The 19,489-nt window shown below is 71.0% G+C and carries 23 protein-coding genes and 1 tRNA gene; 17 read left to right on the plus strand and 7 right to left on the minus strand.

The annotated features are described in order from the left end of the window. Nucleotides 1–10: 10 nt before the first annotated feature. The 5 genes from SY84_RS07035 to SY84_RS07055 all read left to right on the plus strand — a co-directional run bounded on the left by SY84_RS07035 (nt 11) and on the right by SY84_RS07055 (nt 3,767). The gene (locus SY84_RS07035; RefSeq protein ID WP_046843424.1) at nt 11–1,261 is read left to right on the plus strand and encodes a DUF418 domain-containing protein; all 1,251 of its coding nucleotides are present in this window, start codon (nt 11–13) and stop codon (nt 1,259–1,261) included. Next, complete coding sequence (locus tag SY84_RS07040; RefSeq protein ID WP_046843425.1) at nt 1,254–1,739, plus strand: low molecular weight protein-tyrosine-phosphatase; 486 nt, start codon at nt 1,254–1,256, stop codon at nt 1,737–1,739. Before SY84_RS07035 ends, SY84_RS07040 begins: the two co-directional genes overlap by 8 nt. A gap of 43 nt (nt 1,740–1,782) precedes the next feature. After that, nucleotides 1,783–2,364, plus strand: coding sequence for a protein jag (locus tag SY84_RS07045; protein ID WP_046843426.1), 582 nt, complete (start codon nt 1,783–1,785; stop codon nt 2,362–2,364). 129 nt (nt 2,365–2,493) lie between these two features. Further along, nucleotides 2,494–3,333, plus strand: a complete 840-nt coding sequence (prmC, locus tag SY84_RS07050) for a peptide chain release factor N(5)-glutamine methyltransferase (protein WP_419177424.1) — start codon at nt 2,494–2,496, stop codon at nt 3,331–3,333. Between the two features lie 53 nt (nt 3,334–3,386). Continuing rightward, nucleotides 3,387–3,767 carry a hypothetical protein gene (locus SY84_RS07055; protein WP_157882920.1) on the plus strand — a complete coding sequence of 127 codons (381 nt, stop codon included), beginning with the start codon at nt 3,387–3,389 and terminating at the stop codon, nt 3,765–3,767. Nucleotides 3,768–3,776: 9 nt separating this feature from the next. Here the strand turns inward: SY84_RS07055 and SY84_RS07060 are convergent, their stop codons facing one another. The 3 genes from SY84_RS07060 to SY84_RS07070 all read right to left on the minus strand — a co-directional run bounded on the left by SY84_RS07060 (nt 3,777) and on the right by SY84_RS07070 (nt 7,414). Continuing rightward, nucleotides 3,777–5,156: an MFS transporter gene (locus SY84_RS07060; RefSeq protein WP_188843819.1), complete on the minus strand. Its 1,380-nt coding sequence runs from the start codon at nt 5,154–5,156 to the stop codon at nt 3,777–3,779. After that, nucleotides 5,153–6,058: a ChbG/HpnK family deacetylase gene (locus tag SY84_RS07065; RefSeq protein WP_046845016.1), complete on the minus strand. Its 906-nt coding sequence runs from the start codon at nt 6,056–6,058 to the stop codon at nt 5,153–5,155. The genes SY84_RS07060 and SY84_RS07065 overlap by 4 nt, the downstream gene beginning before the upstream one ends. A 261-nt stretch (nt 6,059–6,319) precedes the next feature. Continuing rightward, a complete protein-coding gene (locus SY84_RS07070; protein WP_046843428.1) occupies nt 6,320–7,414 on the minus strand; it encodes an acyl-ACP desaturase in 1,095 nt (364 codons plus the stop codon). 190 nt (nt 7,415–7,604) lie between these two features. Between SY84_RS07070 and SY84_RS07075 the strand changes: the two genes are divergently transcribed. Together SY84_RS07075 and SY84_RS07080 are read left to right on the plus strand one after the other, a co-directional pair. Beyond that, nucleotides 7,605–8,060 (plus strand): peroxiredoxin, encoded by a 456-nt coding sequence (locus SY84_RS07075; RefSeq protein ID WP_046843429.1) that lies wholly within the window; start codon nt 7,605–7,607, stop codon nt 8,058–8,060. Next, complete coding sequence (locus SY84_RS07080; protein ID WP_046843430.1) at nt 8,060–9,058, plus strand: ParA family protein; 999 nt, start codon at nt 8,060–8,062, stop codon at nt 9,056–9,058. Before SY84_RS07075 ends, SY84_RS07080 begins: the two co-directional genes overlap by 1 nt. Before the next feature lie 25 nt (nt 9,059–9,083). On the opposite strand, the gene bshB1 is transcribed toward SY84_RS07080, so the two are convergent. Beyond that, nucleotides 9,084–9,812 (minus strand): bacillithiol biosynthesis deacetylase BshB1, encoded by a 729-nt coding sequence (gene bshB1, locus SY84_RS07085; protein ID WP_046843431.1) that lies wholly within the window; start codon nt 9,810–9,812, stop codon nt 9,084–9,086. Nucleotides 9,813–9,919: 107 nt separating this feature from the next. Here bshB1 and SY84_RS07090 point away from each other — a divergent pair. Then, nucleotides 9,920–9,994 (plus strand) — tRNA-Thr (locus SY84_RS07090). 35 nt (nt 9,995–10,029) lie between these two features. Here SY84_RS07090 and SY84_RS07095 read toward each other — a convergent pair. After that, on the minus strand, nt 10,030–10,479 hold the full coding sequence (locus tag SY84_RS07095; protein WP_157882921.1) for a GNAT family N-acetyltransferase: 450 nt from the start codon (nt 10,477–10,479) through the stop codon (nt 10,030–10,032). Between the two features lie 49 nt (nt 10,480–10,528). Here SY84_RS07095 and SY84_RS07100 point away from each other — a divergent pair, with 49 nt between their 5' ends. The 7 genes from SY84_RS07100 to SY84_RS17020 are packed head-to-tail and all read left to right on the plus strand — an operon-like array spanning nt 10,529 to nt 15,504. Then, nucleotides 10,529–11,089 (plus strand): hypothetical protein, encoded by a 561-nt coding sequence (locus SY84_RS07100; protein ID WP_046843433.1) that lies wholly within the window; start codon nt 10,529–10,531, stop codon nt 11,087–11,089. Next, entirely contained in the window at nt 11,086–11,559 is a 474-nt protein-coding gene (locus SY84_RS07105) for a hypothetical protein (protein WP_211117130.1), read from the plus strand. Before SY84_RS07100 ends, SY84_RS07105 begins: the two co-directional genes overlap by 4 nt. Before the next feature lie 27 nt (nt 11,560–11,586). Continuing rightward, nucleotides 11,587–12,180 (plus strand): hypothetical protein, encoded by a 594-nt coding sequence (locus tag SY84_RS07110; protein WP_046843434.1) that lies wholly within the window; start codon nt 11,587–11,589, stop codon nt 12,178–12,180. Continuing rightward, nucleotides 12,177–12,767: a nicotinamide mononucleotide transporter family protein gene (locus SY84_RS07115; RefSeq protein ID WP_046843435.1), complete on the plus strand. Its 591-nt coding sequence runs from the start codon at nt 12,177–12,179 to the stop codon at nt 12,765–12,767. The genes SY84_RS07110 and SY84_RS07115 overlap by 4 nt, the downstream gene beginning before the upstream one ends. Nucleotide 12,768: 1 nt before the next feature. Continuing rightward, a complete protein-coding gene (locus SY84_RS07120; protein WP_046843436.1) occupies nt 12,769–13,770 on the plus strand; it encodes an AAA family ATPase in 1,002 nt (333 codons plus the stop codon). After that, the gene (locus SY84_RS07125) at nt 13,767–14,558 is read left to right on the plus strand and encodes a class I SAM-dependent methyltransferase (protein ID WP_046843437.1); all 792 of its coding nucleotides are present in this window, start codon (nt 13,767–13,769) and stop codon (nt 14,556–14,558) included. Before SY84_RS07120 ends, SY84_RS07125 begins: the two co-directional genes overlap by 4 nt. A gap of 40 nt (nt 14,559–14,598) precedes the next feature. Beyond that, on the plus strand, nt 14,599–15,504 hold the full coding sequence (locus SY84_RS17020; protein ID WP_052751072.1) for a TM2 domain-containing protein: 906 nt from the start codon (nt 14,599–14,601) through the stop codon (nt 15,502–15,504). 78 nt (nt 15,505–15,582) lie between these two features. Here the strand turns inward: SY84_RS17020 and SY84_RS07135 are convergent, their stop codons facing one another. Then, complete coding sequence (locus tag SY84_RS07135; RefSeq protein WP_046843438.1) at nt 15,583–16,842, minus strand: aminotransferase class V-fold PLP-dependent enzyme; 1,260 nt, start codon at nt 16,840–16,842, stop codon at nt 15,583–15,585. A gap of 123 nt (nt 16,843–16,965) precedes the next feature. On the opposite strand from SY84_RS07135, the gene SY84_RS07140 reads away from it, so the two are divergent. Both SY84_RS07140 and SY84_RS07145 read left to right on the plus strand, forming a co-directional pair. Further along, nucleotides 16,966–18,168 (plus strand): hypothetical protein, encoded by a 1,203-nt coding sequence (locus SY84_RS07140; RefSeq protein ID WP_046843439.1) that lies wholly within the window; start codon nt 16,966–16,968, stop codon nt 18,166–18,168. A gap of 84 nt (nt 18,169–18,252) precedes the next feature. Further along, nucleotides 18,253–18,954: a creatininase family protein gene (locus SY84_RS07145; RefSeq protein WP_046843440.1), complete on the plus strand. Its 702-nt coding sequence runs from the start codon at nt 18,253–18,255 to the stop codon at nt 18,952–18,954. 51 nt (nt 18,955–19,005) lie between these two features. Here the strand turns inward: SY84_RS07145 and ribH are convergent, their stop codons facing one another. Beyond that, complete coding sequence (gene ribH / locus SY84_RS07150) at nt 19,006–19,470, minus strand: 6,7-dimethyl-8-ribityllumazine synthase (RefSeq protein ID WP_046843441.1); 465 nt, start codon at nt 19,468–19,470, stop codon at nt 19,006–19,008. Nucleotides 19,471–19,489 lie beyond the last annotated feature (19 nt).

The following is a 19,489-nucleotide window of genomic DNA, read 5'->3' on the forward strand; positions in this document are numbered from 1 at the left end:
CCTGCCGGGAATGACCGCGCCCGAGCCTGCCCCTGTCCTGCCGCCCGATCTGGCTCCGCCCGCCCCGGAGCGGGCCCTGGACACCGGGCCGGTGCGAGACCGGGCACCCCTGCCGGACGTGCTGCGCGGCGTGGCGCTGCTGGGCATCCTGATCGTGAACATGCAGGACTTCGCGGGGTTCTTGGAGTGGCAGCAGCGCGGCCTGGACCGCGCGGCGCAGGTCGTCACGGACACCCTAGCGAACGGGCGGTTCATCTCGATCTTCGCCATGCTGTTCGGGTGGGGCGCGGCGGGCATCCTGGCGCGGCGGGGGGTGGGGGTGTTCCTGCGGCGGCACGCGGCGCTGCTGGCGGTGGGGGCGCTGCATTACGTGCTGGTGTGGCACGGGGACATCATCAGCAACTACGCGACGCTGGCGCTGGCGCTGCTGCTGGTCGCGCACCTGTCGGCGCGGGCGCTGCTGGGCGCAGCCGGCGTGCTGGGCGCGTGGTGGCTGGGGCTGGCGCTGCTGGACGCCGCCGCGACTGCCAGCCGCACCGGGCCGCGCTTCGCCTTCCTGCCGGACCTGCTGCCCACGTACGGGGCGAACGTGCAGGAGCGGGCCGCCGAGTTCTGGCCGCTGCTCTTGCAGGGCAACCTGTTCAACGGCCCGTGGCTGGTGGCGCTGTTCTGCCTGGGTGCCGCCGCCGGGAAGGCCGGGCTGCTGACCCGCCCGGAGGAGCACCGGCCCCTGTTGCGGCGGCTGGCGGTGGGGGGGCTGGGTGTGGGGTTGCCGCTGGGCGCGCTGCTGGCGTACCTGAACACCCGGGCCGATTATGCGGCGGGCACGCTGGCACTGCCGGTGCGCATGGCGGGCGGACTGGCGGGCGCGCTGGGGTACGTGGGCGTGCTGGGGCTGCTGGCCGCGTCGGGTCGGCTGGGCGCGTGGCGCATCTTTGCGGCGAGCGGGCGAATGGCCATGACGAACTACCTCACGCAGAGCGTGATCATGACGCTGATCTTCTACCCGTACGGGCTGCACCAGGGGTTCGGCTGGGTGTCGGGCGCCCCGGCGGCCGGGACGGGCGAGGCGTTCCCGTACAGCGGTGAGTTCGCGGCGTGGGGCGCGGCGCAGACGCTAGCACTGGCGCTGCTCGTGGGGCTGGCGCAGCTGCCGCTGAGCGCGTGGTGGCTCTCGCGCTTCGGGCGGGGGCCGGTGGAGGCACTGGTGCGCCGGGTGGCGTACGGGCCTGCGGCCCGGCAGAATCGTGGGCATGACTGACTCGAAGCCGCTGCGGGTGCTGGCGCTGTGCCTGGGGAACATCTGCCGCAGTCCGCTGGCCGAGGCGCTGCTGCGCCGTGAACTGGAGGCGGCGGGCGTGCCGGCGGTCGTGGACAGCGCCGGGACGGGCGCGTGGCACGTCGGGGAACTGGCGGACCCGCGCAGCCGGGAGGTCGCGGCCCGCCACGGCCTGACCCTGGACGGCCGGGCGCGGCAGCTGGACGCGGCAGATTATTACGAGCAGGACGTGATCCTGGCGATGGACGCCTCGAACCTGCACGACGCGCGCCGCCTGGGTCCACCGAACGCGGAGGCGCGCCTGACGCTGATGCGGGCGTTCGATCCGCTCGCGCCGGGCGCGGACGTGCCGGACCCGTACTACGGCGGCGCGGACGGCTTCACGCAGATGTACGAGATGCTGGAACGCAGCGCGCGGGAGTTCGCGCGGCGGGCGGCGGCGGGGGCACTGGGGGGGTAAGGCGGTGGGAGCATCGTGAGAATCGCGCGCTAGACTGCGGGGCATGGATAACCGCACGAACCTGGACGACTACCTCGCGGGGCTGGGCATCAGCGACGCGGACGAGAGCGAGCTGCCGCCGCCCGCTCCCGACGCGGCCCCCAGCGCCCCCACGCTGGAAGCCGCGCCGGAAGACCCTCGCGCGGCGCTGGAACGCTTCCTGCAGGGCCTCGTGACCCGCATCGACCCGGACCTGTCCGTGACGGTCCGCGAAGCCGAGGACGCCCTGGAAGCCGAGATCACCGGTGAGCACGCCGCGCGCCTCGCCGGGCGTGACGGCCGCACGCTGGGCGCCATTGAGGTGCTGGCGTACACGGTCCTCGCCAAGCAGGAGGGCCGCGGGCACCTGCGCGTCCGCGTGGACGTCGGCGGCTTCCGCAAGCGGCAGGCCGACACCCTGACGAAACTCGCCGAGCGGCTCGCGGTGCAGGTCGCCAAGAGCGGCGAACCGCACGAGCTGCAGCCCATGCCGCCCGCCGAACGCCGCGTGATCCACATCGCGCTGAAGGAGCACCCGGACGTCATGAGCGAGTCCGTGGGCGAGGGCGCCGCCCGCCGCCTGATCATCCGACCCCGGCACGGGTGAGATGACGTCCGTCTGTTCCGTCGACCACCCGGCACTTCACCGGGTGGTCTCCTCCACTCCCGGACGTCATCCGGCTCCTTCTCGCTCCGCTCGGGTTGAATGGTCCTCACCGACCATTCAACCGGAGTGATTGTGCTGCTGCGTGACCTGCTGCGGCGGGGCGCGGCGCGGCTGGACGCGGCGGGCGTTCCCTCCCCGGAGGTGGACGCCCGCGCGCTGCTGCTGCACGCCCTGGGGCTGTCGCCCGTCTCCCTGCTGACCCGCGCCGCGTCAGAGGTCGCCCCGGCGGACGAGGCGCGGTTCGAGGCGCTGATCGCGCGGCGCGCGGCGCGGGTGCCCCTCCAGTACCTGCTGGGCGAGGTGGAGTGGGGCGGCGTGCGGCTGCGCTGCGACGCCCGCGCGCTGGTCCCCCGCCCGGAGACCGAGTGGCTGCTGCACCTGACCCTGGAGGCCCTCTCATCCCTGCCCGCGCCCCGCGTGCTGGACGTTGGCACCGGGACGGGCGCGCTGGCGCTGGGTGTGAAGGCCGCCCGCAGCGGCGCGCAGGTCAGCGCGACCGACCTCAGCCCGGAGGCCCTGACGCTGGCCCGCGAGAACGCCACCCTGAACGGCCTGGAAGTCACGTGGGTGCAGGCCGACCTGCTCACGGGTGTGCCGGGCCCCTTCGACCTGATCGTCAGCAACCCCCCGTACCTGCCCGACGCGGACCGCGAGGACGTGCAGCCGGAGGTCACCCACGACCCGGAACTGGCGCTGTACGGCGGCCCGGACGGCCTGGACCTCGCGCGGCGGCTGGCCGCGCAGGCGACCGGCGTCCTCGTGCCGGGTGGGCGGCTGCTGCTGGAACTCGACCCGCGCAACGCCCCGGCCTTCGCCGCCGAGCTGCGCGCCCAGGGCTGGACGGCCGACACGGCGGCGGATCTGACGGGACGGGAACGCTTCGTGGTCGCGCAGTGGGCCCGGCGCTGATGTAGGCCCAGGCCCTGTGCTTACATTGAAATAGCTCATGGCATCCTGATCTCGTGATACGCCTGAACGCAAAAGACTTCCCTTCACTCACCTTTTCGCCAGATGATCCTGTGCTGGCGATGGTGCTGGATCAAGAGTCACAACGTTTTGTCGTGGGCGTGCAAGCTGCTTACATTGAACCAAGCATAGAGCTCATCGGCGTTCGCGTGGAACTCTGCGCATGGTCGAACCTCACGCTGATGGCAGAGGTCGAGAACCAAGGCCATGCCACGGTGGATCAACTTCCAAGCGAGCTCAGTGATATTTGCGAGTTTGAGATGCAACCGAACGGGTCAATCCGCGTGGCCGGCTTTCTACGTCAGGCTTACGGGTGGTGCGAGATGACGTTCCAGAACCCAAAGATGGCGGTGGAGTATTGCCATGAAAATTCGTGAGCACACGCCTTAGCTCTGGGCGTCGAGCTGCCCGCCCCGTTTCCGCGCCAGGGCGTCGCGCATGGCGGTCAGGCGCGCGCCGTGCAGGGGATAGACGCTCAGGATCGCCAGGGCCAGCAGCGCGCCCGTGATGGGCGGGATGGTCATGAAGAACCGGAAGCCGTCGGCGACCGCGCCGGGCTGCACGGTCAGTGTGGGGTCGTAGCCGCTGGCGCGGGTGACGGCCCCGAACACCTGGGAGGTCAGGGCGGTGCTGAGGGTGGTGATGAAGCCCGCCATGCCGTAGTACATGCCCTCGCGGCGCTGTCCGCTGCGGAGCTCGTCGTCGTCGATGACGTCGGCGAGGATCACGTCGCCCATCAGGATCAGGCCCGCGAGGGCCGCGCCGAACAGCACGGTGGTGATCGCGGCGCCCACCAGCGAGTTCACGAGGGCCAGCGGGATAAGCGAGACGGCGGTCAGGCCGAAGGCGAGCATCAGCGTGCCGCGGGGGCCCAGGCGCGGCGCGATGAAGGTCCGCCAGGGGTACAGCGCCAGCCCGGCGGTCACGAACGCCCCGGCGAGGAGGAGGGTGGTGGCCGCGCCGCCCTCGATCCCGAGGCTGTAGCGGACGTAGAAGCCCATCCCGGCGGCCAGGGTGCCGGTCGCGAAGAAGCGCATGGTGAGGGCCGCGACGACGATCAGGAACGCGCGGTGCGTGAACGTGGCGCGCAGCGCAGTGAGGAAGCCCAGTTCACGCCCTGCGCTGCCGGGCCGTTCGAACAGACCGCCCAGCCCGGTGAAGATCGCGGCGGCGGCCAGCGCGGCGAACACCCAGGCCATGGCGGTCCACCCGATCATGCCGGCCAGCAGGGGCGGCAGCGCCAGCCCGACGAGCAACCCGAAGATCTGCACGGCGTTCATGCGCCACGCGACGTCGGTGCGTTCGCGGTAGGTGCGGAACATCTCGGGCAGCAGCGCCAGGTAGCCGGTGCCGACGGCGGTGGCGAAACCCTCCCACAGGATGAACATCACCACGAAGTACACGAGCAGCGCGACCGGCTGATCGGTGCCGCTGAACGGCGCGCTGAACAGCAGGCCGAACAGCAGCAGGCTGGGCAGCGCCCCGAAGCGCACGTACGGGATGCGGCGGCCCCAGCGGCTGCGGGTGCGGTCACTCAGGAAGCCGATCAGGGGGTTGTTCGCGGCGTTGTACAGCGCAAAGAGCGTCATGGCGGTCGCCGCCCAGGTCGGGTTCAGTTTCAGGTGGTCCACGTAGTACAGCAGCAGGAAGCTGGTGGTCTGCGCGGGGATGGTCAGCCCGAAGTTCATGATCGCGTAGCGCCAGCGCTGCGCGGTGGTGGTGTCGGGCGTCAGTTCGGCGGGCGCGGCGGCGGCGGGCACGGTCACGCCTGCCCCCGCAGGGTGCGTTGCAGCGCGCGGTACGTGGTGGTCTTCACGCCGCTGCGCGCGAGCACGGCCGGGAAGTCCGGCGAGAGGAACGCGGCGTGGTTCGCCACGCGGCCCGCCCAGTCGCCGCAGATGGCGCGCAGTTCGGGCGTGTCCCGCGCCGGATGCAGGATGAAGTGCGTCAGGCCCGCCGGGAGGCCCGTCAGGATCTCCTCGATCAGCGGAAGGTGGTCCCCGCCCACGTGCAGCGGCAGCATCACGAGGTGATCCACGAGGGGCACGCCCCGCGCCGCCAGCGTGCGGGTCAGCGCGGCCATCTGCGCGGCCTCGGCTTCACCCAGGCCGTGCGAGCGCCACCCGGCCTCGTCCAGGCGCGGGAGCATCGGCACGATTCCTCGGGGCAGGGCGGCGTCCAGGCACGCCTGGAGGAACTTGGGGTGCGCGGCGGCCCCCATGTGCGCGTCCACGTGCGAGACCTCGATGCCCCAGTCCAGGGCGCGGCTCACCTGTGCGTCCAGCTCAGCGCGGGCAGCTGCCGGGTCCGCCTGGGCCTGCACGGCCTCCACGCCGGCGTGCATGAAACCCTGCGGGTCGATCAGGCCGCTGGCAGGGGCGCGGGTGCTGACGGGCGCCCAGCGGTAGGCACGCCACTCGCTGTTCAGGGTCAGGTGCACGCCCAGGTCCGCATCGGGCAGGTCGCGGGCCAGGTCGGCAGCGGCGGGCGCCCACGCGCAGGGCGTCATCACCGAGGCGCTGCCGAGCGTCCCGGCGCGGAACAGGTCGGCGCAGCCGCTGACGGTCGCCTCGCACATGCCCAGGTCGTCGGCGTGGAAGATCACGACCCGGTCGCCGGGACTGAACCCCAGGGCAGCCAGGGCCGGATTGAAGGAAGAGGTGGTCATGACGGTCTCCTTGAAAGGGGCGGCTGGACTGAACGGTGAACCCAGCATGCCACGCCCCCGCGCGCCGCGCGACGAAAAACCCGCCCCGGAGCAGGGGGCGGGCAGAGGGAGAAGTTGCGGCTTTCCATACGGGTTCCGGGCGTGAAGTTGGCAACCCGGTGATGTTCCGGGTTGTCAACTTCACGCCCGGAACCCGCTTTACTCCCACTCGCATCCGCTCGGATTGAACGATTTTGGCAAACCGTTCAATCGGAGTAGGGATCAGTCGTCGGCGGCGCTGGGGCCTTCGCGGGGCACCTCGGGGTTCTCGATGAACTCGGTCGGGTCGATCGCGTCGAAGCCGATCTCCTTCTCGTAGTCCTGGATCTTCACGTGCAGGCGGCGCACGTCGCCCTCGACGGCGCCGTAGTCGAAGGTGTCCCAGATGGCGGTCGTCTTGAAGTTCCCGCCGTCGAAGTCCGGCACCTCGCGCGTCTTGCGGATGCCCTCCTCCAGCGCCTTGCGGCTCTCGATGCCGAGGTTGCGGAAGGCGACCTGCATCACGTCGCGCTGGAAGTCGCGCGGGCCGTAGATCCCGGCGCGGTACACCGTCTCGAAGAAGTGCTCCCAGTTCGGCACGAGCTGCGCGGCGGGCATGCTGAACTGGCTGATCACGTTCTTGATCGCGCTCAGGGTCTGCTCGGGGTAGTAGTACAGGTACATGCGCACGCCTTCCAGGAAGAAGTTGTAGTGCGCGGCCTCGTCCACCGCGATGGTCTGCGCGACCTTCGCCAGCACCGGGTCCGAGACGCCCTTCAGGTGCGGCTTCTCGCTCCTGCCCTGGGCGATCTTCATCATGTTCAGGTAGTTCAGCTGCGTGGCGCGCTCCTGGAACACGGTGTACACGAGGTTGTGGATCGCGTCCGGGAACGGCAGTTCCCAGGTCTGGGATTTCAGGCGGTCCTTGTACTCCTCGACCCACTGCGGGCTGCGCTGACCGCTGAACAGCACGGCGTTCTCCCAGGCGTCGGCGTGTTTTTCCTCCTCGCTGCCCCAGCGGAGCTGGAAGTGCGAGCGGCCGTGGCTGCGCCGCACGAGGTGCACGAGGTTGCTCGTGAAGTCCGGCGCGTACTGCTCGACGGCGAAGAAGCCTTCGAGGACCGTGATGACCTCGGGCGGCAGGTTCTTGTTCAGGCTGCGCCAGTCGAAGCTGCGGTCCGGGTTCCAGTTGCGGGTCTCCTGGCTGCGGGCGGTGTACCAGCGGTACAGGCCCAGGAAGCCGCGCTCGATCAGGCGGTCTTTCTCGCGGTTGCTGAGCAGCCCGGCGGGGGTGCGGGGGCGCTCGTTGAGCATGTTGGGGGGCATCACATCGGCCATGGGTTTTCCTCCTCGGATGGCGCGCCGCCTTGCCGCGTGTGAAGCTGCGCGGGGCAGACGGCGGGGACGGTACACCGGCAGGCTACGCCCACCCCCGGCCCGGCAGGGCCATCACGGGACTCGGTTCAACATGAGAGACCGTGTCGGGCTGCGCCGCGCGGGCCGGGGCGCGCCCGGTACACTGCCGGGCATGAGCCTCGTCGGACAGCCCGCGCCCGATTTCACCCTGCCTGCCTCCACGGGCGAGCAGATCACCCTGAGCAGCTACCGCGACCAGAAGCACGTGGTGCTGGTGTTCTACCCGCTGGACTTCAGCCCGGTGTGCTCCATGCAGCTGCCCGAGTACTCCGGCCGTCAGGACGACTTCGCGGACGCGGGCGCCGTGGTGCTGGGCGTGAACCGCGACAGCGTGCACGCGCACAAGGCCTGGGCGGCCGAGTACGGCATTGAGGTGCCGCTGCTGGCCGACATGAAACTCGACGTGGCCAGGGAGTACGGCGTCGCCATCGACGACCGCGGCATCAGCGGCCGCGCCGTGTTCCTGATCGACCGGTCGGGCGTCGTGCGCTACCAGCACGTCGAGGAGAAGACCGGGGACTACACCGTGCGCCCCGAGGCGGTCCTGGCGAAGATCCGCGAACTCTGATGGCCCCGCAGGTCATCAGTTTCATCAACCTCAAGGGCGGCGTCGCGAAGACCACCGCGACCGTCCAGCTGGCCGACACGCTGGCGTTCATGAAGCAGAAGCGCGTGCTCGTCATCGACCTGGACCCGCAGACGAACGCCACCCTCGCCCTGATCGGCGAGGACCGCTGGGAGCAGGCCGACGACGACGGCCAGACCCTCGCGCACCTGTTCCTGGACCTGCTGCGCGGCGACGGCATGTTCACCTTCGACGCCACGCAGGCCATCATCCGCGGCGTCAGCAACCTCAACCGCGTGCCGCCCCAGATGATCGACCAGCTGCCCCCCCAGACCCGCTACGGCCGCGTGGACCTCCTGCCCAGCTCCATCCGCTTGATCGACGTGCAGGACCGCATGCAGGACATCGCGGGCCGCTCTCACTACTCGGTCGGCCCCATGGAGGCCGTGAAGAAGTTCGTCGCGCCGGCCTTCAGCGCGTACGATTACGTCCTGATCGACTGCCCACCCAACCTGGGCTTCGTCACGCAGAACGGCCTGGAGGTCAGCGACCACTACCTGATCCCCACCATCCCCGACCGCCTGAGCACCTACGGCATTCCGCAGATCGCGTCCCGCATCGCGCAGATCCGCCGCGCCCGCGACCTGAGACTGCGCTGCCTGGGCGTGCTGATCACCAAGTACCAGAGTCAGAGCGCCCAGCACCGCCAGGGCCTCCAGCGCCTCCCCGAAGACCTGAAACGCGCCTTCGAGACGACCGGCGAGGACACCCCGCCCATCCTCACCACCGTCCTGCCGCAGACGAACGCCAGCGCCGAGGCCATGACCAGCGACCGCGCCCCCGCCAACTACCGCGAGAAGTACGGCAGCGGCGTGGTCGCCGGGCAGGCCGCGTACAAGTACGGCCTGGACCTCGCCGACGAGATCAAGGACCTCCTGGGCGGCCAGACCCGCGCGCCCAGCCCCTTCAGCCAGTGGGCGCAGACCATGGGCGGACGCTGAGCCCCGCCCAGCCGGACACCACTGCCTACAGCGTCAGCGGGTCGACCAGCAGGGCGTCTTCCGCCTCGAACGCCTCGGCGTAGCGGACGCGGGCCATGGTGCCCCAGTACGTCATGCGGGCGCGGCGGCGCTCCACGATCTCCGGCGTGACCGTCTCCGAGATGGCCGCGCCGGAGAACTGACTCTCGTGCGCCAGCACCGACGCTGCCCAGACGTCCTGCACGTCCGCCACGTCGATCAGCACGTTCGGGGTGATGTCCGCGTTGCCCTGATACAGCAGCACCCGCCCCACGCGGTGCGGGTCGCCCGGCAGGTCCGCCTTCGCCAGCTGCGCCAGATGCACCGCGCGCTTGCTCAGGTGGTACGACCCGAAGTGATCCGGGTGCCGGTCCCGGTGATGCGGAACGACCAGCACCCGAGGCCGCACGGCGCGCAACACGGCGGCCAGGGCGTGCGCGCCCTCCAGCGTGTCCCGCAACTCCCCGTCCGGCAGGCCCAACTGCCCCCGCCACGCCAGCCCCATGATCCCGGCCGCCCGCGCGCATTCCGCCACGCGCACCTCCGGCGAACCCTGCGTGCCCCGCTCCCCGCGCGACAGTTCCAGGATGCCCACCGCGCGGCCCGCCCGCGCTAGGCGGATCAGGGTGCCGCCCGCGCCGATCTCCGCGTCATCCGGGTGCGGGGCCAGCACCAGCCACTCCAGCGGCTGCACCCGCCCATGAATCGTCTCGAACACCGTCAGCGCGTCACTCATGGCCCGCAGCATAGGCCCCCGCCCCATCCGGGCGGCGCGCCTTGACACCCCCCGCCCCCCTCCCTATACTTTTTGAGCTTCCCACCGGAAGCCAAAAATCGTAGCCCGCCAGTGTAGCTCAGGGGTAGAGCAACTGATTCGTAATCAGTAGGTCGTCGGTTCAAATCCGACCTCTGGCTCCAAAGAAAAGCCTCCGCGTTCAGTGGAGGTTTTTCGTTTACAGGTCGGCGATCATGTCCACGCGGTGCAGGCCGGGGCCGTAGCCGTCGGGCGTGCGCTTCACCTCGCGGAAGCCCAGGCGGGCGTAGAACGGCGCGGTGTGCTGGCTGGTGTCCAGCGTGGCGTGCGGGATGCCCAGGGCGCGCAGGCGGTCCAGGCGGGCCTGGGCGAGGGTGCGGCCGTGGCCCTGCCGCTGCCGGGCGGGGTGGACCATGCCCCACGCGAATCCGGCGGGGCGGGTGGGGTCGGGGCTGAACCACAGGCCGCCGCAGGCGATGATGTCGCCCTCGTCTTCCATGACGAGGTACTCGGCGGGGCCTTCCTGGCCGTCCAGCCACCCTTCGAAGTCGGAGCGTTCCTCCGGCAGGAAGAATCGGGGGGTGTTCGCGTCGAAGAGGTGCAGGCACGCGGCCCGGTCGCCGGGCTGGTAGGGGCGCAGGGTGGGCATGCGGGTCAGTGTGGCACGCGCCGCCGCGGTGGGGCCGTAGAGTGGGCGGATGCGGGAAGGTGTGGGGTTGGCGGTGCTGGGCGGGCTGGACGTGCCGGTGTCGGCGCGACTGTCGCCCCTGCTGGCGGACGCCCTGGCGGGACTGGATGCGGGGCGGGTGGACGTGGCGTACGTGCGGTCGGCGGCGTTCCGGGCGAACGTGGTGCAGGCGAACCGCGCGGCGGAGATCGCGGAATCAGACGGGAAGCTGGCGTTGATCGCGCGGGCGCTGGCGGGCTGCGCGCTGCTTCACCCCTCCCCCACCCCGGACCGCTTCCAGGCGCTGCGAGTCGTGGAGGGCCTGTCCGCGCGGGAGATGGACGCGCTGGGCGAGGTGTTCGACCTGCTCGACCCCATCGAGCCGTTCGCGGACGCGCTGCCCGTGCGCGGCAGTGTGCCGCTGGGCTGGTCGCGGCTGGAGTTCGAGGGGGCGCTGGCGGGGCTGGCGGGCCTGGGCCTGCTGACCCGCGAGGACCGATCCGATAGCCGGGGCGACCCGGAGCGGGTGTGGGTCCTGACGCCCCTGGCGCGCGGCGTGGCGACCCTGTGCGGTCTATGGGGGGGCGCGTGACGGGCGGGGACTGGCTGGACGTGCTGTTCCCGCAGAACGCGGAGCGGACGGTGCCGTGGCCGCCGGTGGGCGAGGTGGTGACCCTGTGGCGGCCCACGGGGCTGCATGAGCTGCGGCTGGTGGCCGCGTCGGGCTGGCGGGCGTGGCCGCCCCGCCTGCCGGATCAGCCGATCTTCTACCCGGTGCTGAACCGCCCGTACGCCGAGGAGATCGCGCGGGACTGGAATGCGCGCCGGAACACGCCGCCCGTGGGTTTCGTGACCGAGTTCGGCGTGCGCGCGGACGTGGCGACCCGCTACGCGATTCAGGTGGTGGGCGCGCAGGACCGGCATCAGGAACTGTGGGTGCCCGCCGAGGAGCTGGAGGCCTTCAACGCGGCCATCGTGGGACCGATCCGCGTGGTGGCACACTTCGCCGGGTCGGACTTCACGGGGCGGATTGATCCCGTCACGCATCTTCCGCTGGACTGAGAGGGGCGCAGGCGGCAGAGTGTCCGCATGACGGAACCGGGCGGGGATCTGAATGGGCGGGTGCAGCTGGAGCGGCTGGTGGCGTACCGGGCGGACGGGTCGGTGTCGCCGATGGTCGTGGCGGGTCGCCTGTCGCCGGACGGGGTGTTCGGGTGGGAGGGGCAGCCGGGGCAGCCGTTGGACGCGGCGGGCGTGCAGGAGGGCGTGGCGTTCGCCGGGGCGCTGGTGTCGGCGCTGGGGAGCCTGACCGAGTCGAGTGACACGGACGCGCCGTTCGTGCCGTTCGTACTGCCGCGCGCGTTCACGCCCGAGGAATTGGCGCACGTGGACTGGCTGGGGCTGCGGCCGCTGCCGACCGGGGAGGTCGAGGTGGAGGTCGCCCCGTCCGCCTTCCGGCTCGCGGAGCGCCTGACGAGGCGGGAGGCCGAGGGGAACGCGGCGGACCTCTACGCGCCGGGTGAGCCGGAGGCGATCCGCGCGGCGGCAGCGCTGTTCGCGTCGGGCGCGGACGGTCGCTTGGTAACAGTCACGGCGGGCCGCGTGGCGCTGCTGCTGATCGACGTGGTGCGCCTGCCACTGGGGGCGTGGGCGGGCGTGGCGACCCTGAGGATCGACACGTGAATCTGTTCGGTCTGAACGTGCCGCCGCTGCTGCTGGACCTGTCGGGCGGGGTGTGCGTGCTCGTCAGCCTGTACTTCCTGTGGTCGAAGCGGGCGGTGTACTGGCACTGGTCGAACCTGTCGCTGCTGCCGTACTTCCTGCTGTTCCTCAGTGGTGGGCAGTGGATGCTGGCGGGGTTGCAGGTCACGTACCTGCTGTTCGGCATTCACGGGCTGTACCTGTGGCATCTGGAGGCCCGGCGGGCGCGGGGGGAGATCCGCTTCAACGAGCCGCTGTGGTACGGGGTGACGTGGGTGGCGAGCCTGCTGATCTTCGCGTACACGGTGGCGGTGACGGATTTCGGCGCGGCGTGGAACTGGGTGCAGTTCACGGCGGTGACGCTGTCGCTGGTGGCGAATTTCGGCACGACGCGCCGCTGGGCGTGGTCGTGGCCGGTGTGGATCGCGGTGAACGCGGTGCAGGCGGTGTTCTTCTGGCACGCGGGGTACTGGGTGCTGTTCGCGTTGCAGTTCGTCCTGGCGGGCATGAGCGTGTACGGCTGGCGCGAGTGGCGGCGGGACGAGGCGCGGGAGGTCGCGTTTGCCTGACGTGACGGGTCGGCGCTACCGGCACGGGCTGGTGGTGGGGAAGTTCGCGCCGCTCCACCGGGGGCACATGCACCTGCTGGACGAGGCGCTGGCCCGCTGCGAGCGGCTGAGCGTGTGGGTGTACTCCCGCCCGGACTTTCCGGACATGCCCAGCCCGCTGCGGCGGGGCTGGGTCCGTTCGCTGTACCCGGCGCGGCTCTTCCCGGGGCTGGAGCTGCTGCCGGACGCGCCGAATCCACCGCTGAATAGCGAGCCGGACGCCACCCACCGCGCGTACGTGCGGGGCGTGCTGGACGGCTGGGGGGTGCGGCCCGACGCGGTCTTCACGTCCGAGGCGTACGGCGAGGCGTTCGCGGCCTCACTGGGCGCGGCGCACGTGTGCGTGGACCGGGCGCGGGCAGCGGTGCCGGTCAGCGGGTCGGCGCTGCGCGCGGACGTGCATGGCCTGCGGGGCTTTCTGGAGCCGCTGGTGTACGCGCACTTCGTGCGGCGGGTGGTGATTCTGGGCGCGGAGAGCACCGGCAAGAGCACCCTGACGCGCGTGCTGGCAGAGGCCTTCGGGACGGCGTGGGTGCGCGAGTACGGCCGGGACGTGTACGAGCGGGAAAGCGGCGCGCTGACAGAAGCGCACTTCCTGGAGATCGCGCGGGGGCACCGGGCGCTGGAGGACGAGGCGATCACCTCGCCCGACGTGCACCGCTGGGTGTTCAGCGACACGGACGCCGCCACAACATTGATGTGGTCGCACCTCCTGACCGGCGGGGCGCTGCCGGAGCTGCGGGCGCTGGCCGACGAGTGCCGCTCGCGGTACGCGCACGCCTTCCTGTGCGACACGGACCTCCCGCACGAGCAGGACGGCTGGCGGGCGAACACGGAGGTGCGGGCGGTGCAGCAGGCGTTCATCCGGCAGGATCTGGAGGCGCGGGGCGTGCCGTTCACCCTGCTGCGCGGGTCGGTCCCGGAGCGAGTGGCGCAGGTGCGGACGGTCCTGGGGGACGAATGAGCGAGGAACGGGTACGGGCGAACGAGCGGCTGTTCGACGCGGTGGCGGACCGGTACGACGGGGTGGGCTTTTTGGCCCAGGCGGCCCGCTTCGTGGCCGAGGTGGCGGGCGTGCAGCCGGGCGAGGCGGTGCTGGACGTGATGACCGGCACGGGCGCGGTGGCCGCCGCCGTGGCAGGCCGGGCCGGGCGGGTGGTGGGCGTGGACGTGTCGGCGGGCATGCTGGCGCAGGCGCGCGCGCGGGTGCCGGGCGCGGAGTTCATGCGAGGGGACGCGGCGGCACTGCCCTTCCCCGACGACGCGTTCGATGTGGTGGTGTGCGCGGCGGGTGTGTTCTTCCTGCCGGACATGCCGGGCGGCGTGCGCGAGTGGGCGCGGGTGGTGCGCCCCGGCGGGCGGGTGGTCGTGTCGTCGTTCGGGACGGGCCTGCTGGGTCCACTGCCGGGGCTGTGGCGGGCTCGGCTGGCCGGGACAGGCCTGAAGCCGGGCGCGCCGCCCCTGGGTCGCCTCCCCACCCCGGAGGCGCTGGCGGACGTGCTCCGCGCGGCGGGCCTGACGGACGTGCGGGCAACCCTGCATCCGCTGACGTACACCCTCACGGACGTCGGGGCGCGCTGGGCGGACATCCGCGCGGGGCTGGAGGGGGTGCCGCTGGCCTCCCTGCCCCCGCAGGAGGTGGCGGCGCTGGAGGCCGCACACCACGCCGACCTCGCCCCGCTGTTCGAGAGGGGGCCGCTGACTGTGCCGCTCCCTGTGATCGTCGCGTCCGGGCACGTCGCCACCATTTGACGGATGAAACGGCCCGCGTGGGAATCGCGTACTGTGGGGCATGACCAACCCGGACGACAAACAACCCGACGCCTCCAGCAACGCGCCGTCCTGGGTGGACGAGGTCCTCGGCGGCTCCAGCGCCAGCCCAGGCCCCGGCCCGAAGCCTGCCGGGGCGGACGACCTGCGCATCCCGGACGCCACCCCGCGCGCCGCCGCGCCCTCCTGGGTAGACGAGGTCGCGGGCACCGCACCCGCCGCCGCCCCGGCGCCCCGCCCGGCCGAGCCCGCGCCGACCCCATCGTGGGTGGACGCCGCCGTGGGCACCTCCAGCACGACCGCCAGCACCCCCGGCAGCACGCCGGTCAGCCCGGCCCCAGCGCCGTCCTGGGTGGATCAGGCCGCCGGGAGCAGCGCCGCGCACACCCCGCAGCCCCAGCCGCAGCCCGCTCACCACGTGCCGCCCGCCCCGGTCGCCCCGACGGTCGTGCCCCCGCCCCGCCCCCCGGCCGACGACGACTGGGTGGCGCGCGCCACGGGCGGCGCGAAGAACCCCAGCATCCCGCAGGGCCCCGCCCCGATGCACCACGCGCCCAGTCAGAGCGGGAACTTCGACGATCTGGAACGGCAGGCGCGGCAGGCCATCACCCAGTTCACGCAGGGCGTCCAGAGCGGCGACGTGGCCCAGAAGAAACTCATCGCGGGCCTCCTGGCGATCTTCCTGGGCGGCCTGGGCGTCCACAAGTTCTACCTGGGCAACACCCAGCCCGGCGTAATCATGCTCGCCGCGACCATCGGCGGGTGGGTCCTGGGCGTGATCGGGTCGTTCATCATCGTCGGCGCCGTGTTCTTCCTCGTGCCGTTCCTGGTGGGCCTGCTGGGCTTCATCGAGGGCGTCATCTACCTCACCAAGAGCGACGCCGACTTCCAGCGCGAGTACATGACCGGCAAGAAAGCCTGGCTGTAAGGGGTGAATGGTTGACAGTTGATGGTTGCTGGATGGGTCACCCCCTCTATCAACCATCAACCTTCCACTATCAACCCCTTACAGCGCCTGTTCGATGTCCGCCTGGAGGTCACGCAGGGCTTCCACGCCGACGCTCATGCGGATGGTGGTGGGGGTGACCCCGGCGGCGTGGCGGGCGGGTTCGGACACGCGGCCGTGCGTGGTCGTCCAGGGGTGCACGACGAGCGTGCGGACGTCCCCGAGGTTCGGGGCGATGCGCAGCACGCGCACGCGCGACAGGAACGCGCTGGGGTCCGGCACCTCGAAGGTCAGGACGGCGCCCTGCCCGCCGCGCAGGTACGTCTGGGCGAGGTGATGGTGCGGGTGGCTGCTCAGGCCGGGGTAGCTGACCTTCCCGACCTTCGGGTGCGCCTCAAGCCACTGCGCCAGGGCGAGGGCGGTGGCGCTCTCGCGTTCCAGGCGCAGCGCGAGGGTCTCCAGGCCCTGCGCGATCAGGAACGCGCTGTGCGGCGCGAGGGTCATGCCCAGCTGGTGCGCGCCGAACCAGCGCTGCCGCCACGCGAGGGCCGCGTCACCCCGCACCCTGAGGATGCTCTGCTCTCCGCCGTCCGTGTAGATGGGGTTGCGGGTCAGGTCGTGCCCGGTCCCGACGGTGACCGCGCCGCCCAGGACGCTGCCGTGTCCGCCCGCCCACTTCGTCAGGGACTGGCTGACGATGTCCGCGCCGTGAGAGAGCGGGCGGCACAGGAATCCAGCGCCGCCGCAGGTGTTGTCGATCGCCAGCAGCGCCCCGTGCTCGTGGGCCACGCTCGCGAACGCACGGATGTCCGCGATGTCCCCGGCGGGGTTGCTGATCATCTCCGCCCACACCAGCCGCGTGTTCGGCTGCATGGCGGCCCGCACGGCGTCCGGGGTGTTGTCCACCAGCGTCGCCGTGATGCCCATCAGGGGCAGGATGTTCCCCAGCATCCCGGTCGTCCCGCCGAACAGGCTGCTGGCCGACACGACGTGATCCCCCGCGCGACACACGCTGAGGATCGCGGTGAGGGTCGCCGCCTGCCCACTCGCCACCGCCACAGTGGCCGCGCCGCCCTCCAGGGTGGTGATGCGGTCCTCCAGCGCCCGCACGGTCGGGTTCTGGAGGCGGGCGTAACTCAGGCCGGTGTTCTGCTGGAATTCCAGCTGCGCCTCCTCCAGCGTGTCGAACTGAAACGCGGCCGCTGCGTGGATGGGAAAGCCGATGGTCTGCCCCAGTCCCCGGGGAATGCTGCTCTGCACGGCGGTCGTCTCAAACGTCCACCCCTGGGGGTGCGTGGTGTCGGCGGGCGTGTCGCTCATGCCCCCACGCTACGCCGCGCCGCCCGGGCACGCGCGGGCCATGTCCGACCCGCCCGGATGCCCCGCCGGGGGTATACGTCACATGAGGACGACAGATGAATGAAGGTTCCTTAAGGTAACGGTGTGAAACGCACCACAGCCCTGCTGACCGTCACGACCCTGCTCCTCGCTGCATGCAAGCCCACGCCCACGCCCACGGATCCCGGCGCCACCACACCCACCGCACCCGTCACGGGCAAGAGCCTCGACCTGCAGACGGCCCCCGAAACGGCCTACGCCGCCGCAAAGCAGTTCAACACCCTGACGAACCCGGCCAACCCGGACCTGGACCCCGACCTGAAAACCCTGATGGCCCTGTTCATGCCGGAGAGCGGCCCCATGAACCTCAGCCTGGACCGCCCCGCGCAGATCGGTCGTCAACTACTCGACCGCGTGACGGGCCGCAACAAACTGAGCAGCCAGAGCGTCGCGGGAATCCGTGAACCCCTGCCCACCGGGACCGTGACCTTCAAGGCCGACGGCACCCTCGAACGATCTGATCAACCCACCGACGGCGCGGTCATGGTCAACGAGGACACTGGCCTGCGCGTCGAGGCGAAGTGGCGCGTGAATGGTGCCCCGACCGTCTGGGTCGACAGCGGCACGCGCTACGACTCCGTGAAGAACACCTGGGTCCCCGTGCAGACCGAGGTGCCCACGAACGCCAGCGGCACCATCAGCGAGAAGGGCACCACCCGCGCCGGGGCGACCTTCACCATGACGCCCGGCAACTGCCTGAACACCTTCGGTCCCGAGGCGCTGAAGCTGAGCGCCTGGGCGGGCCGTCAGACGAACGCGCCGCTGAGCATGAACCTGGACTACAGCTGGGGTGCGCAGGGCCTGAATCTCAAGGCCAGTGCCCAGCACACCACCACGCAGAACGCAGGTAGCGTGAACGTGGACCTCAGCCTGGATGGCACCACCGCGAACCGCTGCACGGACACCCTGACCTTCACGCCCAGCGGCGCGACCCTGCTGGCTGACCTGAGCCTGCCCAGCCACAAGATTGCCAGCGCCGTGTACCTGCGGGACGTGAGGAACATCGTGATCAGCGACGCCGAACTGAGGAAGCAGAACTTCTTCCAGAACGTGGGCGGCAGCCTGAACGCCTACGTGGCGTACAACGGCAACAACATCCTGACCGCCAGCGGCTCCATCGCCGACGGAAACGACCTGGACCTCGTGCCCGGCGATCAGGTGGCCGTGAAGTACGTCCGCGACGGCAAACTGGTCGAGAAGAACCTGCCCGTGGCCCTGAAGGACCTCAGCACCCTGCTGCCCCAGTAAAGCCAAGGCCCTTCCCAGTTGGACGCACCCGCCCACCCTGGCAGGTGCGTCCTTGCCGTACAGCCCCATGCTCTAATGTGACCCATGCACATTCAGGACATGAACTGGGGCATGGTCGAGGACCTGCTGACCCGCGAGGACCGCTGCGTCCTCCCGCTGGGCTGCACCGAGCAGCACGCGACGCTCAGTCTCGCCACGGACACGCTGCTGGCCGGACGGGTCGCGCGTGAGGCTGCCGACGGCAGCGGCGTCCCGGTGTTCCCCGCCCTGCCGTACGGCATCACGCCCACGTTCACGGCGTACCCGGGCACGCTCAGCCTGCGCGTCAGCACGTACCTGAATCTGCTGGACGACCTGCTGAGCGGCCTGCACGCCCAGGGCTTCCGGCGCATCCTGATCGTGAACGGCCACGGCGGGAATGCGCCCGGGCAGGGCTGGCTGGGCGAGTGGCTGGCCCGGCACCCGGACACGCGCGTGCAGTGGCACAACTGGTGGAACGCGCCCCGTACCTGGGCCGCCGTGCAGCGCGTGGACCCCCTGGCCAGTCACGCCAGCTGGATGGAGAACTTCCCCTGGACCCGCCTGGACGGCGTCCCGGCCCCCGAGGAGCGCAAACCCATGGTGGACGTCGCCGCGCTGCGCCAGCTGCCCCCCGCGAGGGTGCGCGAGGTGCTGGGCGACGGCAACTACGGCGGCCTGCACCGCCGCCCGGACCGCGAGATGCAGCTCATCTGGCAGGAAGCCGTCGCGGAAACCCGCGCACTGCTGGACAGCGGCTGGGCCTGACGGGCACAGGGCGCGCGCGGGAGTCTGCCCCACCCGCACCCCGCCTCCCTTTTACCCGATCTGCCGCAGCAGGTTGACGGTCTCGATCATCGCCAGCACCGCCTCGGCGCCCTTGTTCCCGGCCTTGATCCCGGCGCGGTTCAGGGCCTGCTCAACCGTGTCCGTCGTCAGCACACCGAACGCCACCGGCACCCCGGTGTGCAGGCTGGTGTTCAGGATGCCGTTCGCCGCGCCGCCCGCCACGAAATCGTAGTGGTCGGTGTCGCCCTTGATGACGGCCCCCAGGCACACCACCGCGTCATACTTCCCGCTCTCCGCGAGCTTCCGCGCGATCAACGGCACCTCGTAACTGCCCGGCGCCAGGAAATGATCGAGATTCTCCGTCTTCCCACCGTGCTGCACGAACGCCAGCTCTGCCCCCTCCACCAGACGGTCCACAATCAGGTGATTCCAGCGGGTGCTGACAACGGCGAACTTCAGGTCGGTGGCGAGCAGGTTGGCTTCAATTCGGTTCATGGTGACTCTCCTTATGGGA

Origin of the sequence: Deinococcus soli (ex Cha et al. 2016) (assembly GCF_001007995.1) — a bacterium.
Taxonomy (GTDB): domain Bacteria; phylum Deinococcota; class Deinococci; order Deinococcales; family Deinococcaceae; genus Deinococcus; species Deinococcus soli.

What these genes read in the sequence shown, in the direction of transcription:
- SY84_RS07045 (WP_046843426.1), top strand. Translation starts at nt 1,783, where the DNA reads ATGGATAACCGCACGAACCTGGACGACTACCTCGCGGGGCTGGGCATC.
- ribH (WP_046843441.1), bottom strand. Translation starts at nt 19,470, where the DNA reads ATGAACCGAATTGAAGCCAACCTGCTCGCCACCGACCTGAAGTTCGCC.
- SY84_RS07040 (WP_046843425.1), top strand. Translation starts at nt 1,254, where the DNA reads ATGACTGACTCGAAGCCGCTGCGGGTGCTGGCGCTGTGCCTGGGGAAC.
- SY84_RS07035 (WP_046843424.1), top strand. Translation starts at nt 11, where the DNA reads ATGACCGCGCCCGAGCCTGCCCCTGTCCTGCCGCCCGATCTGGCTCCG.
- SY84_RS07125 (WP_046843437.1), top strand. Translation starts at nt 13,767, where the DNA reads ATGAGCGAGGAACGGGTACGGGCGAACGAGCGGCTGTTCGACGCGGTG.
- SY84_RS07065 (WP_046845016.1), bottom strand. Translation starts at nt 6,058, where the DNA reads ATGACCACCTCTTCCTTCAATCCGGCCCTGGCTGCCCTGGGGTTCAGT.
- SY84_RS07075 (WP_046843429.1), top strand. Translation starts at nt 7,605, where the DNA reads ATGAGCCTCGTCGGACAGCCCGCGCCCGATTTCACCCTGCCTGCCTCC.
- SY84_RS07145 (WP_046843440.1), top strand. Translation starts at nt 18,253, where the DNA reads ATGCACATTCAGGACATGAACTGGGGCATGGTCGAGGACCTGCTGACC.
- SY84_RS07095 (WP_157882921.1), bottom strand. Translation starts at nt 10,479, where the DNA reads ATGCCCACCCTGCGCCCCTACCAGCCCGGCGACCGGGCCGCGTGCCTG.
- bshB1 (WP_046843431.1), bottom strand. Translation starts at nt 9,812, where the DNA reads ATGAGTGACGCGCTGACGGTGTTCGAGACGATTCATGGGCGGGTGCAG.
- SY84_RS07110 (WP_046843434.1), top strand. Translation starts at nt 11,587, where the DNA reads ATGACGGAACCGGGCGGGGATCTGAATGGGCGGGTGCAGCTGGAGCGG.
- SY84_RS07135 (WP_046843438.1), bottom strand. Translation starts at nt 16,842, where the DNA reads ATGAGCGACACGCCCGCCGACACCACGCACCCCCAGGGGTGGACGTTT.
- SY84_RS07080 (WP_046843430.1), top strand. Translation starts at nt 8,060, where the DNA reads ATGGCCCCGCAGGTCATCAGTTTCATCAACCTCAAGGGCGGCGTCGCG.
- SY84_RS07100 (WP_046843433.1), top strand. Translation starts at nt 10,529, where the DNA reads ATGCGGGAAGGTGTGGGGTTGGCGGTGCTGGGCGGGCTGGACGTGCCG.
- SY84_RS17020 (WP_052751072.1), top strand. Translation starts at nt 14,599, where the DNA reads ATGACCAACCCGGACGACAAACAACCCGACGCCTCCAGCAACGCGCCG.
- SY84_RS07070 (WP_046843428.1), bottom strand. Translation starts at nt 7,414, where the DNA reads ATGGCCGATGTGATGCCCCCCAACATGCTCAACGAGCGCCCCCGCACC.